Raw genomic sequence first — 12,565 nt, 5'->3', positions numbered from 1 at the left:
CGGCATGAAGGCCGGCGCGGTCATCATCACCATGGGCAACCGCCCCGACGAACTGCGCGCCCTGCTCGACTCGGTCGCCAAGCAGGACGGCGACCGCGTCGAGGTGGTCGTCGTCGGCAACGGCTCGCCCGTCCCGGACGTCCCCGAAGGCGTCCGCACCATCGAACTGCCGGAGAACCTCGGCATCCCCGGCGGCCGCAACGTCGGCATCGAGGCCTTCGGCCCCGGCGGCCGGGACGTCGACCTCCTCCTCTTCCTCGACGACGACGGGCTCCTCGCCGGCCACGACACCGCCGAGCTGTGCCGGGCGGCCTTCGAGGCCGACCCCGAACTCGGCATCATCAGCTTCCGCATCGCCGACCCCGAGACCGGGATCACCCAGCGCCGCCACGTGCCCCGGCTGCGCGCCGCCGACCCGATGCGCTCCTCCCGGGTCACCACCTTCCTCGGCGGCGCCAACGCCGTCCGCACGAAGGTCCTCGCTGAAGTCGGCGGCCTCCCGGACGAGTTCTTCTACGCACACGAGGAAACCGACCTGGCATGGCGGGCCCTCGACGCGGGCTGGATGATCGACTACCGGTCCGACATGGTGCTGTACCACCCCACGACCGCGCCCTCGCGGCACGCGGTCTACCACCGCATGGTCGCCCGCAACCGGGTCTGGCTCGCCCGCCGCAACCTGCCCCGGCCCCTGATCCCGGTCTATCTCGGCGTCTGGCTGCTGCTCACCCTGCTGCGCCGCCCCTCACGTCCCGCGCTGAAGGCGTGGTTCGGCGGATTCCGGGAAGGCTGGACCACGTCCTGCGGCCCGCGCCGGCCCATGAAGTGGCGTACCGTGTGGCGGCTGACTCGACTGGGCCGGCCCCCCGTCATCTGACAAGCTCGTTCCTGAGAGCCCCGGGGCCCCACCCGGGCTCCGGGCTCATGCCCCGCCCGCACAGGCTGCGCACCCGAAGACGAAGGTTTCCCTTGGTGAGTGAGACAACGCACGACGGCACGGTCGCGGTGAGCGCGCCCGCACCGCCCGACAAGGGTCTGACGGCGGCACGGCTCGCCGATAAGTACGGGCTGACCGTGAGCGGTGCCCGGCCCTCCCTCGTCGAGTACGTCCGCCAGCTCTGGGACCGGCGTCACTTCATCCTCGCCTTCTCGCGGGCGAAGCTGACCGCCCAGTACAGCCAGGCCAAACTCGGCCAGCTGTGGCAGGTCGTCACGCCACTGCTGAACGCGGCCGTGTACTTCTTCATCTTCGGCGTCATCCTGGAGGCCGACCGCGGCATGTCCCGCGAGGTGTACATCCCGTTCCTGGTCACGGGCGTCTTCGTGTTCACCTTCACGCAGAGCTCGGTGATGGCGGGGGTCCGCGCGATCTCCGGCAACCTCGGCCTGGTCCGCGCCCTGCACTTCCCGCGCGCCTCGCTGCCGATCTCCTTCGCGCTCCAGCAGCTCCAGCAACTGCTGGCCTCGATGATCGTGCTGTTCGCGGTGACGGCGGCCTTCGGCAGCTACCCCGACCTGTCCTGGGCGCTGATCGTCCCGATCCTGCTCCTGCAGTTCCTCTTCAACACCGGTCTCGCCCTGATCATGGCCCGGGCCGGCTCGAAGACCCCGGACCTGGCCCAGCTCATGCCGTTCGTGATGCGGACGTGGATGTACGCGTCCGGCGTGATGTTCTCCATCCCGATCATGCTGGAGGACAAGCCGGCCTGGATGGCGAACGTCCTGCAGTGGAACCCGGCCGCCCTCTACATGGACCTGATGCGCTTCGCGCTCATCGACGGCTACGGCTACGAGAACCTGCCCGAGCACGTCTGGGCGGCGGCGGGCGGCTGGGCCGCGCTCGTCGCCCTCGGCGGGTTCGTGTACTTCTGGAAGGCGGAGGAGAGGTACGGCCGTGGCTGAGGACATCAACGACCAGCGGATCCCCACCGTCATCGCGGACGAGCTGCACATCGTCTACCGCGTCAACGGCGCCAAGACCGGCAAGGGCAGCGCCACCTCCGCCCTCAGCCGCATCCTCCGGCGGGGCGACGAGCGCGGCGTACGCAAGGTGCACGCCGTGCGGGGCGTCTCCTTCACCGCCTACCGCGGCGAGGCCGTCGGCCTGATCGGCTCCAACGGCTCCGGCAAGTCGACCCTGCTGCGTGCCATCGCCGGCCTCCTTCCCGCCGAGAAGGGCAAGGTCTTCACCGACGGCCAGCCCTCGCTGCTCGGCGTCAACGCGGCCCTGATGAACGACCTCACCGGCGAGCGGAACGTCATACTGGGCGGGCTCGCCATGGGAATGACCCGGGAGCAGATCAAGGAGCGCTACCAGGAGATCGTCGACTTCTCCGGTATCAACGAGAAGGGCGACTTCATCACCCTCCCGATGCGCACCTACTCCTCCGGCATGGCGGCCCGGCTGCGGTTCTCCATCGCGGCTGCCAAGGACCACGACGTCCTGATGATCGACGAGGCGCTGGCCACCGGCGACCGCAAGTTCCAGAAGCGCTCCGAGGAGCGCATCAGGGAGCTGCGCAAGGAGGCCGGCACGGTGTTCCTCGTCAGTCACAACAACAAGTCGATCCGTGACACCTGCAACCGTGTCCTGTGGCTGGAACGCGGCGAGCTGCGGATGGACGGACCGACCGACGAGGTGCTCAAGGAGTACGAGAAGTTCACGGGCAAGTAGCCCACCCGGATCCGGGCGAAAGAGACCGGCCCGCTTCCCAGAGCCCCGCCGGAACTGCTCCGGCGGGGCTCCGCGTCTGCAAAGGAAACGTCAACTTCGGCCCACATTAGGAATCTTGGGGCCAATCGGTGTGTTGTTGTGATGCGCAGGACACCCCGACGATCCGTGGCGCGTTGTACAACGTAAGCTGTAGCGGTCCCGAATCGCGGCAAGTGGGGCGATAATGCGCGACATCCTCTACCGGGGCGGCTGCGTGGGCGGCCGGGCGGCGTGTCCGAAATAGTGCGTATTGGGTCCGCGGTGTAGAACGGGAGATGTGACGGCAATGGCTACGGAAACTCCCCAGCTCCACGCAGGACGTGCCGTCCCCGCCCCAGGTGGTCGGCGGTGACGGGAACCGGTACGACGCGCCCCGACGAGACGGAGCGCGGCACGCTCGACAAGGCCGCGGCGGAGAACTTCCCCGTGGCTCCGTTCTTCCTGCCCCGCGACTGGCGCGAGGACCTCATGGCCGTCTACGGCTTCGCCCGTCTCGTCGACGACATCGGTGACGGCGACCTGGCCCCCGGCGGCGCCGACGCCCGTCTGCTCGGAGTGCCGGCCGCGCGGGCCGAGGACCGCCTGGTGATGCTGGACGCCTTCGAGGCCGACCTCCACCGGGTCTTCGACTCCACCCCGCGCCACCCCCTGCTGCGCCGCCTCCAGCCGACCGTCCGGCGCCGTGCGCTGACCCCCGCGCCCTTCCTCGGGCTGGTCGCCGCCAACCGCCAGGACCAGCTGGTCACGCGCTACGAGACGTACGACGACCTGCTCGCCTACTGCGAGCTGTCCGCCAACCCCGTCGGCCGCCTCGTCCTCGCGGTCACCGGCACCTCGACCCCCGAGCGGATCCGTCACTCCGACGCGATCTGTACGGCCCTGCAGATCGTCGAGCACCTCCAGGACGTCGCCGAGGATCTCGGCCGCGACCGCATCTACCTGCCCGCCGCGGACATGAAGCGCTTTCATGTCCAGGAGGCGGATCTCGCCATGGAATCCGGGGGCGCATCGGTGCGTGCGCTGGTTGCGTACGAAGCGCAACGCGCCCGCGATCTGCTGAATGAAGGCGCCCCTCTGGTGGGTAGCGTCCACGGCAGGTTGAGGCTGCTGCTCGCGGGGTTCGTGGCGGGGGGAAGGGCGGCGATCGGCGCGATCGCCGCCGCCCAGTACGACGTACTTCCCGGCCCGCCCAAGCCCGGCAAGGTCCGGTTGCTGCGTGAGGTGGGCGTGACTCTGCGAGGAAAGGGGTGATCCGGACCGTGGAGTCGGAACCGGACGTGTCCGCACCGGTACTCGCCGCCTACAGCTACTGCGAAGCCGTCACCGGGCAGCAGGCCCGTAACTTCGCGTACGGCATCAGGCTGCTGCCGACGCCCAAGCGCCGCGCGATGTCGGCGCTCTACGCCTTCTCCCGGCGCGTCGACGACATCGGCGACGGTGCGCTGGCCGACGACATCAAGGGCGCGAGGCTCGACGACACCCGGGCGATGCTGTCCCGGGTGCGCGACGGCTCGGTCGACGAGGACGACATCGACCCGGTCGCCGTCGCCCTCAGCCATGCCGCCGAGGCCTTCCCGATCCCGCTCGACGGCCTCGACGAGCTGATCGACGGCGTCCTGATGGACGTGCGCGGTGAGACCTACGAGACCTGGGACGACCTCAAGGTCTACTGCCGCTGTGTGGCGGGCGCCATCGGGCGGTTGTCGCTCGGCGTGTTCGGTCCCGAAGCGGGGGCGCGCGGCGCCGAGCGCGCGCCGGAGTACGCCGACACGCTCGGGCTGGCGCTCCAGCTCACCAACATCCTCCGGGACGTCCGTGAGGACGCCGAGGGCGGGCGCACCTATCTGCCCGCCGACGACCTCGCCAAGTTCGGCTGCTCGGCCGGCTTCAAGGGACCCAAACCACCCGAGGGGGCCGATTTCGCGGGCCTCGTGCACTTCGAAGTGCGTCGGGCCCGCGCCCTTTTCGCCGAGGGCTACCGGCTGCTCCCCATGCTCGACCGGCGCAGCGGCGCCTGTGTCGCCGCCATGGCCGGCATCTACCGCCGCCTCCTGGACCGCATCGAGCGCGACCCCGAGGCCGTGCTGCGCGGCCGGGTCTCGCTGCCCGGGCGGGAGAAGGCGTACGTCGCCGTGCGCGGCCTGTCCGGCCTCGATGCCCGGCACGTGACGCGGCGGACCGTCAGGAGGCGCACCTGATGGACAATTCGGTCCAAGGTGATGTCACCGGAGAAAATTGGCACGCAACCCTCCGCTCGGGGACGGCGTCCCTGACTGCAACGGCCTGCCGCGCCCGGTTCACCGCGCACGGCGGGCGCTCGGGGGAGGGTTCACGATGACGGACGGCACACAGTCCGAGGGGTCACTGACGGACGCGTCGGGACGGCCGGCGCGGGACGCCGTGGTGATCGGCGCGGGGCTCGCCGGCATCACCGCCGCGCTCGCGCTCGCCGACGCCGGGGTCCGTGTGACGCTGCTCGAAGGCCGGCCACGCCTGGGCGGGCTCGCCTTCTCCTTCCAGCGCGACGGACTGACCATCGACAACGGACAGCATGTCTATCTGCGCTGCTGCACCGCCTACCGCTGGTTCCTCGACCGCATCGAGGGAGCGGCGCTGGCGCCCCTGCAGGATCGTCTCGACGTGCCCGTTCTCGACGTCGACCGGCCCGAGGGACGGCGGCTGGGCAGACTGCGGCGCGACGCGCTGCCGGTACCCCTGCATCTGGGGCGCAGCCTCGCCACGTACCCGCATCTCTCGCTCGCCGAACGGGCCAGAGTGGGACAGGCCGCGCTGGCGCTCAAGGGGCTCGACCTCGCCGATCCGCGGCTGGACGCGCAGGACTTCGGCAGCTGGCTGACCGCGCACGGGCAGTCGGCGCGTGCCGTCGAGGCACTGTGGGACCTGGTCGGGGTCGCCACCCTCAACGCGGTCGCGGGCGACTCCTCGCTCGCTCTCGCCGCGATGGTGTTCAAGACCGGTCTGCTGTCCGAACCGGGCGCGGCCGACATCGGATGGGCGCGCGTCCCGCTGGGTGAACTGCATGACCGGCTGGCTCGCAAGGCGCTCGACTCCGCGGGCGTGCGTACCGAAGTCCGTACACGCGTCACCTCCCTCTCTACTGACGAGAACGGGCGTTGGAGCGTTCAGGTTCCCGGCGAGACGCTCGGCGCGGACGCGGTGGTCCTGGCCGTACCGCAGCGCGAGGCCCACGATCTGCTGCCCGCGGGCGCCCTCGACGCCCCGGAGCGACTGCTGGAGATCGGCACCGCGCCGATCCTCAACGTGCATGTCGTCTACGACCGGCAGGTGCTCTCCCGGCCGTTCTTCGCGGCCCTCGGCACCCCGGTGCAGTGGGTGTTCGACCGGACCGAGGCCTCCGGGCTGAAGAGCGGCCAGTACCTGGCGCTGTCACAGTCGGCGGCCCGGGACGAGATCGACGAACCCGTCGCCGCGCTGCGCGAGCGCTATCTGCCCGAGCTGGAACGGCTGCTGCCCCGCGCGCGCGGCGCCGAGGTGAAGGACTTCTTCGTGACCAGGGAGCGCACGGCTACGTTCGCTCCCGCCCCCGGCGTCGGACGGCTGCGGCCCGGCGCCCGCACCAAGGCCCCCGGCCTCTGTCTGGCCGGAGCGTGGACCGCCACCGGGTGGCCCGCGACCATGGAGAGTGCGGTCCGCAGCGGTGTGAGCGCGGCGGACGCCGTGCTCGACGCCCTGGGCCGGCCCCGTCCCCGCCACCTCTTCGAGTTCGAGGAGGCGGCCTGATGCTCGATCAGCAGGGCACGGCAGGTCCCCGCACCTTCGGTACCGCAACAAGAGGAGAGACTGTGCCCACTGTGCCCCCGGCCGAGACGGCTGCCGACGCGGTGGACGTGACCGCGCTCCTGGAGCGCGGCCGGACCCTTGCCACACCGGTACTGCGGGCGGCCGTCGACCGCCTGGCATCTCCTATGGACACGGTTTCCGCCTACCACTTCGGCTGGATCGACGCTCAGGGCAACCCCGCGGACGGAGACGGCGGCAAGGCCGTCCGCCCCGCCCTCGCGGTGCTCTCCGCCGAGGTGACCGGCGCCGAGCCCGAGACCGGCATCCCCGGCGCCGTCGCCGTGGAACTGGTCCACAACTTCTCGCTGCTGCACGACGACCTGATGGACGGCGACGAACAGCGCCGGCACCGCGACACCGTCTGGAAGGTGCACGGCCCCGCGCAGGCCATCCTGGTCGGCGACGCCCTGTTCGCCCTGGCCAACGAGGTGCTGCTGGAACTCGGCACCGTCGAGGCGGGCCGGGCCACCCGCCGTCTGACCACCGCCACCCGCGCCCTGATCGACGGCCAGGCCCAGGACATCTCCTACGAGCACCGCGACCGCGTCAGCGTCGAGGAGTGCCTGGAGATGGAGGGCAACAAGACCGGCGCCCTGCTCGCCTGCGCCAGCTCCATCGGCGCCGTGCTCGGCGGAGCGGACGACCGCACCGCCGACACCCTGGAGACGTACGGCTACCACCTCGGCCTCGCCTTCCAGGCCGTCGACGACCTGCTCGGCATCTGGGGCGACCCGGTCTCCACCGGCAAGCAGACCTGGAGCGACCTGCGCCAGCGCAAGAAGTCCCTCCCGGTCGTGGCCGCGCTCGCGGCCGGCGGCTCCGCCTCCGAGCGGCTCGGCGAGCTGCTCGCCGCCGACGCCAAGAGCACCGACTTCGAGAACTTCTCGGAGGCCGAGTTCGCCGTCCGCGCCGCCCTCATCGAGAAGGCGGGCGGCCGGGAGTGGACCGCCGAGGAAGCACGTCGTCAGCACACCATCGCCATCGAGGCCCTCGACGCCGTGGACATGCCCGACCGGGTTCGGGCGCAGTTCACGGCACTCGCCGACTTCGTCGTCGTACGAAAGAGATGATCACTATCGGTCGAATAGCCCTCGCGTAGTCGCCGGCCGGTGGCGCGGGAACGACGAGCACCGGCCGACGGCGGACCCACAGCAGACGCACCGATTGCACACTGCACGAAGGGGAAGCCATGACAGCGACGACCGACGGAAGCACCGGGGCCCTGCCGCCCCGCGCTGCCTCGGCCAGCGAAACCGACATCCACACTCCCGTCGCGGCCGGGGTGCTCGACAACGCCGTACGGGCCCTGCGACGCGCCACCGACTTCCTGTTGGCGCGGCAGGACGCCCAGGGCTGGTGGAAGGGCGACCTGGAGACCAACGTCACCATGGACGCCGAGGATCTGCTGCTCCGTCAGTTCCTGGGCATCCGCGACGAGTCCACCACCCGCGCCGCGGCCCTGTTCATCCGCGGCGAGCAGCGCGAGGACGGCACCTGGGCCTCGTTCTACGGCGGCCCCGGCGAACTCTCCACCACCATCGAGGCGTACGTCGCGCTCCGGCTGGCCGGAGACCTGCCGGACGCACCGCACATGGCGAGAGCCTCGGCCTGGGTGCGGGCGCAGGGCGGGATCGCCGCCGCCCGGGTCTTCACCCGGATCTGGCTGGCCCTGTTCGGCTGGTGGAAGTGGGAGGACCTGCCCGAACTCCCGCCCGAACTGATCTTCTTCCCCAAGTGGTTCCCGCTCAACATCTACGACTTCGGGTGCTGGGCGCGGCAGACCATCGTGCCGCTCACCGTCGTCTCGGCGAAGCGTCCGGTGCGTCCGGCGCCGTTCGCGCTCGACGAACTGCACATCGACGCGAACGACCCCAACCCGGCCAAGCCGCTGGCCCCGGCCACGAGTTGGGACGGTCTCTTCCAACGGCTCGACATGGTCGTGCGCGGCTACCGCTCGGTCGCCGTGCGCAGGCTGCGCACGGCCGCGCTGAACACCGCGGGCCGCTGGATCGTCGAGCGGCAGGAGAACGACGGCTGCTGGGGCGGTATCCAGCCGCCGGCGGTGTACTCGGTGATCGCGCTGTACCTGCTCGGCTACGACCTCCAGCACCCCGTGATGCGCGCGGGCCTGGAGTCGCTGGATCGTTACGCCATCTGGCGCGAGGACGGGTCCCGGATGATCGAGGCCTGCCAGTCGCCGGTGTGGGACACCTGCCTCGCGACGATCGCGCTCGTGGACGCCGGTGTGCCCGCCGACCATCCGCAGCTCGTCAAGGCGGCCGACTGGATGCTCGGCGAGGAGATCGTCCGGCCCGGCGACTGGGCGGTCAAGCGGCCCCAACTCCCCCCGGGAGGATGGGCGTTCGAGTTCCACAACGACAACTACCCCGACATCGACGACACCGCCGAGGTGGTCCTCGCGCTGCGCCGGGTCAAGCACCACGACCCGGAGCGGATGGACCGGGCGATCGGACGCGGGGTCCGCTGGAACCTCGGGATGCAGTCGAAGAACGGCGGGTGGGGCGCCTTCGACGTCGACAACACCAGCCGCTTCCCCAACCGGATGCCGTTCTGCGACTTCGGCGAGGTCATCGACCCGCCGTCCGCCGACGTCACCGCGCACGTCGTCGAGATGCTGGCCGTCGAGGGCCTCTCGCACGACCCGCGGACCCGGCGCGGCATCCAGTGGCTGCTCGCCGAACAGGAGCCGAACGGCTCGTGGTTCGGCCGCTGGGGTGTCAACTACGTCTACGGCACCGGCTCCGTCGTACCCGCCCTGACCGCCGCCGGGATCCCCGCCTCGCACCCGGCGATCCGCCGCGCGGTGACCTGGCTGGAGTCCGTGCAGAACGACGACGGCGGCTGGGGCGAGGACCTGCGGTCGTACCACGACGGCGAGAAGTGGAGCGGACGCGGCGCCTCCACCGCCTCGCAGACGGCGTGGGCGCTGATGGCCCTGCTGGCCGCGGGGGAGCAGGACTCCAAGGCGGTCGAGCGCGGCATCGAGTGGCTCGCGAGCACCCAGCACGAGGACGGCTCCTGGGACGAGCCCTACTTCACCGGCACCGGCTTCCCCTGGGACTTCTCGATCAACTACCACCTCTACCGGCAGGTGTTCCCGCTCACCGCCCTCGGCCGGTACGTCCACGGAGAGCCGTTCTCCGGGGTCAAGGGGGGCTGATCGATGGACAGTGAGGTCGCGGCGGTACCGCTGCTCGTCGCCTGCGCGCTCGGCATCGAGCACCTCGCGCTGCGCAGTGGCGACCGCGGCGGCGCCGGCGGGCCGGTCACCCTGCTGCGCACGGGCATGGGGCCGGAGGCGGCCGAGCGCCGCGTCACCCGGGCGCTCGCCGACCCGGAGCTCGACGAGGCCGCCGTACTGGCCACCGGGTTCTGCGCGGGGCTCGCCCCCGGCATGCACCCCGGTGACCTGGTGGTCGCCGAGGAGACCCGGGACCCGCGCGGCACGGTGCCGTGCGTCGGGACCGACCTGCTGGTCAAGGAACTCGCCCGCGCGCTGCCCGGGCGCACCGTCCACACCGGACCCCTCACCGGGTCCGATCACGTCGTACGCGGTCACGAACGGTCGGATCTGCTCGCCACCGGCGCGATCGCGGTCGACATGGAGTCCGCGGCCACGCTCCTGAGCGCCGTCCGCACGGGCGAGCGCCCCGTTGCGGCCGTCCGGGTGGTCGTGGACGCTCCAGAACATGAACTCGTCCGGATCGGCACGGTGCGCGGTGGAATATCAGCCTTCCGCGTACTTCGCTCTGTCCTTCCCGCTTTTTACGAATGGCACCGTTCCTTGCTGCTCCCCCGGAGGTGAGCCAGATGGCCATGCCGCTTCGTCAGTCCATCAAAGTCGCTACATACCTGGCCGAACAGAAGCTCCGCAAGCGCGACAAGTTCCCGCTCATCGTGGAGCTGGAGCCCCTCTACGCCTGCAATCTGGCGTGCGAGGGCTGCGGGAAGATCCAGCACCCCGCAGGGGTGCTCAAGCAGCGCATGCCGGTGGCCCAGGCGGTGGGGGCGGTGCTCGAATCCGGCGCGCCGATGGTCTCCATCGCCGGCGGTGAGCCGCTGATGCACCCCAAGATCGACGAGATCGTACGGCAGTTGGTGGCCAGGAAGAAGTACGTCTTCCTGTGCACCAACGCCATGCTGATGCGCAAGAAGATGGACAAGTTCACGCCGTCGCCGTACTTCGCCTTCGCGGTGCACATCGACGGGCTGCGGGAGCGGCACGACGAGTCGGTGGCGAAGGAGGGCGTGTTCGACGAGGCGGTGGCGGCCATCAAGGAGGCCAAGCGGCGCGGCTTCCGGGTCACCACCAACTCGACCTTCTTCAACACCGACACCCCGCAGACGATCATCGAGGTCCTCAACTTCCTCAATGACGACCTGAAGGTGGACGAGATGATGATCTCGCCCGCCTACGCCTACGAGAAGGCTCCCGACCAGGAGCACTTCCTCGGTGTCGAGCAGACCCGCGAACTGTTCAAGAAGGCCTTCGGAGGCGGCAACCGGCGGCGCTGGCGCCTCAACCACTCGCCCCTGTTCCTCGACTTCCTGGAGGGCAAGGTCGACTTCCCGTGCACGGCGTGGGCGATCCCCAACTACTCGCTCTTCGGCTGGCAGAAGCCCTGCTACCTGATGAGCGACGGGTACGTCACGACGTATCGGGAGCTCATCGAGGACACCGACTGGGACGCGTACGGCCGCGGCAAGGACCCGCGTTGCGCCAACTGCATGGCGCACTGCGGCTACGAGCCCACCGCCGTCCTCGCCACCATGGGATCCCTCAAGGAGTCGCTGCGCGCCATGCGTGAGACGGTCTCCGGGAACCGGGAGTGACGGCATGACCGCCGTCTCCCTCGGTCTCCCCGAGGTCCCGGTCCGGCCGATCGCCGAGCGGCGCCTGTCGCGGCGGATCGAGGTCGGGCCGGTGGCGGTCGGGGGCGGGGCCCCGGTGTCGGTGCAGTCGATGACGACGACCCGTACGTCGGACATCGGCGCCACACTCCAGCAGATCGCCGAACTCACCGCGTCCGGCTGTCAGATCGTCCGCGTCGCCTGCCCCACGCAGGACGACGCGGACGCCCTCGCCACCATCGCCCGCAAGTCGCAGATCCCGGTGATCGCGGACATCCACTTCCAGCCCAAGTACGTGTTCGCCGCGATCGAGGCCGGCTGTGCGGCCGTACGCGTCAATCCCGGCAACATCAAGCAGTTCGACGACAAGGTGAAAGAGATCGCGCGGGCCGCGAACGACCACGGCACACCGATCCGGATCGGGGTCAACGCCGGGTCGCTGGACCGGCGGCTGCTGCGGAAGTACGGCAGGGCGACCCCCGAGGCGCTCGTCGAGTCGGCGCTGTGGGAGGCGTCCCTCTTCGAGGAGCACGGGTTCCGGGACATCAAGATCTCGGTGAAGCACAACGACCCGGTGGTCATGGTCCACGCCTACACGCTGCTCGCCGAGCAGAGCGACTACCCGCTGCACCTGGGTGTCACCGAGGCCGGTCCCGCCTTCCAGGGGACCATCAAGTCGGCCGTGGCCTTCGGGGCGCTCCTCAGCCGGGGCATCGGCGACACCATCCGGGTGTCGCTCAGCGCCCCGCCCGCCGAGGAGGTCAAGGTCGGCATCCAGATCCTGGAGTCGCTGAACCTGAGGCAGCGGCGGCTGGAGATCGTGTCCTGTCCGTCCTGCGGGCGGGCCCAGGTCGACGTCTACAAGCTGGCCGACGAGGTCACGGCGGGTCTGGAGGGCATGGAGGTGCCGCTGCGGGTCGCCGTGATGGGCTGTGTCGTCAACGGCCCGGGAGAGGCGCGGGAGGCCGACCTCGGTGTCGCCTCCGGAAACGGCAAGGGGCAGATCTTCGTGAAGGGCGAGGTCATCAAGACCGTCCCCGAGTCGAAGATCGTCGAGACCCTGATCGAAGAGGCGATGAAGATCGCCGGACAGATGGAGCAGGACGGCGTCGCGTCGGGGGAGCCGGCCGTCACCGTGAGCTGAACAGCACGGACCGA

General features: G+C 70.4%; 12 protein-coding genes. All 12 read left to right on the top strand.

Annotated features, from left to right (window positions below; translation table 11 throughout):
* Positions 1-4: 4 nt before the first annotated feature.
* The 12 genes from ACZ5VD_RS07800 to ispG all read left to right on the top strand — a co-directional run bounded on the left by ACZ5VD_RS07800 (position 5) and on the right by ispG (position 12,551).
* Positions 5-877, top strand: a complete 873-nt coding sequence (locus tag ACZ5VD_RS07800; RefSeq protein WP_468681673.1) for a glycosyltransferase family 2 protein — start codon at positions 5-7, stop codon at positions 875-877.
* A 95-nt stretch (positions 878-972) separates the two neighbouring features.
* The gene (locus ACZ5VD_RS07795) at positions 973-1,902 is read left to right on the top strand and encodes an ABC transporter permease (protein WP_468681390.1); all 930 of its coding nucleotides are present in this window, start codon (positions 973-975) and stop codon (positions 1,900-1,902) included.
* Positions 1,895-2,674: an ABC transporter ATP-binding protein gene (locus tag ACZ5VD_RS07790; protein WP_468550922.1), complete on the top strand. Its 780-nt coding sequence runs from the start codon at positions 1,895-1,897 to the stop codon at positions 2,672-2,674. Before ACZ5VD_RS07795 ends, ACZ5VD_RS07790 begins: the two co-directional genes overlap by 8 nt.
* 387 nt (positions 2,675-3,061) lie before the next feature.
* Positions 3,062-3,964, top strand: coding sequence for a squalene synthase HpnC (gene hpnC, locus ACZ5VD_RS07785; RefSeq protein ID WP_468550921.1), 903 nt, complete (start codon positions 3,062-3,064; stop codon positions 3,962-3,964).
* A complete protein-coding gene (hpnD, locus tag ACZ5VD_RS07780) occupies positions 3,961-4,911 on the top strand; it encodes a presqualene diphosphate synthase HpnD (protein WP_468681388.1) in 951 nt (316 codons plus the stop codon). The genes hpnC and hpnD overlap by 4 nt, the downstream gene beginning before the upstream one ends.
* Complete coding sequence (locus ACZ5VD_RS07775) at positions 4,911-5,051, top strand: DUF6380 family protein (RefSeq protein ID WP_468681386.1); 141 nt, start codon at positions 4,911-4,913, stop codon at positions 5,049-5,051. Before hpnD ends, ACZ5VD_RS07775 begins: the two co-directional genes overlap by 1 nt.
* Complete coding sequence (hpnE, locus tag ACZ5VD_RS07770) at positions 5,048-6,475, top strand: hydroxysqualene dehydroxylase HpnE (protein ID WP_468550918.1); 1,428 nt, start codon at positions 5,048-5,050, stop codon at positions 6,473-6,475. The genes ACZ5VD_RS07775 and hpnE overlap by 4 nt, the downstream gene beginning before the upstream one ends.
* A gap of 62 nt (positions 6,476-6,537) precedes the next feature.
* On the top strand, positions 6,538-7,605 hold the full coding sequence (locus tag ACZ5VD_RS07765; protein ID WP_468550917.1) for a polyprenyl synthetase family protein: 1,068 nt from the start codon (positions 6,538-6,540) through the stop codon (positions 7,603-7,605).
* Between the two features lie 119 nt (positions 7,606-7,724).
* Positions 7,725-9,716 carry a squalene--hopene cyclase gene (gene shc, locus ACZ5VD_RS07760; protein ID WP_468681384.1) on the top strand — a complete coding sequence of 664 codons (1,992 nt, stop codon included), beginning with the start codon at positions 7,725-7,727 and terminating at the stop codon, positions 9,714-9,716.
* A gap of 3 nt (positions 9,717-9,719) precedes the next feature.
* The gene (locus ACZ5VD_RS07755) at positions 9,720-10,361 is read left to right on the top strand and encodes a phosphorylase family protein (protein ID WP_468550915.1); all 642 of its coding nucleotides are present in this window, start codon (positions 9,720-9,722) and stop codon (positions 10,359-10,361) included.
* A 5-nt stretch (positions 10,362-10,366) separates the two neighbouring features.
* On the top strand, positions 10,367-11,389 hold the full coding sequence (gene hpnH, locus ACZ5VD_RS07750; protein WP_468550914.1) for an adenosyl-hopene transferase HpnH: 1,023 nt from the start codon (positions 10,367-10,369) through the stop codon (positions 11,387-11,389).
* Positions 11,390-11,393: 4 nt separating this feature from the next.
* Positions 11,394-12,551 (top strand): flavodoxin-dependent (E)-4-hydroxy-3-methylbut-2-enyl-diphosphate synthase, encoded by a 1,158-nt coding sequence (ispG, locus tag ACZ5VD_RS07745; RefSeq protein ID WP_468681381.1) that lies wholly within the window; start codon positions 11,394-11,396, stop codon positions 12,549-12,551.
* The last annotated feature ends 14 nt before the right edge of the window (positions 12,552-12,565 follow it).

The organism is Streptomyces sp. NPDC032822, from assembly GCF_055578825.1.
Note: the sequence above shows the minus strand (reverse complement) of the source record. Positions and strands in the feature narration are given on the sequence as shown.

Coding starts and splice junctions, on each gene's coding strand:
- shc (WP_468681384.1), top strand. CDS start 7,725: ATGACAGCGACGACCGACGGAAGCACCGGGGCCCTGCCGCCCCGCGCT.
- ispG (WP_468681381.1), top strand. CDS start 11,394: ATGACCGCCGTCTCCCTCGGTCTCCCCGAGGTCCCGGTCCGGCCGATC.
- hpnE (WP_468550918.1), top strand. CDS start 5,048: ATGACGGACGGCACACAGTCCGAGGGGTCACTGACGGACGCGTCGGGA.
- ACZ5VD_RS07755 (WP_468550915.1), top strand. CDS start 9,720: ATGGACAGTGAGGTCGCGGCGGTACCGCTGCTCGTCGCCTGCGCGCTC.
- ACZ5VD_RS07800 (WP_468681673.1), top strand. CDS start 5: ATGAAGGCCGGCGCGGTCATCATCACCATGGGCAACCGCCCCGACGAA.
- ACZ5VD_RS07775 (WP_468681386.1), top strand. CDS start 4,911: ATGGACAATTCGGTCCAAGGTGATGTCACCGGAGAAAATTGGCACGCA.
- hpnH (WP_468550914.1), top strand. CDS start 10,367: ATGGCCATGCCGCTTCGTCAGTCCATCAAAGTCGCTACATACCTGGCC.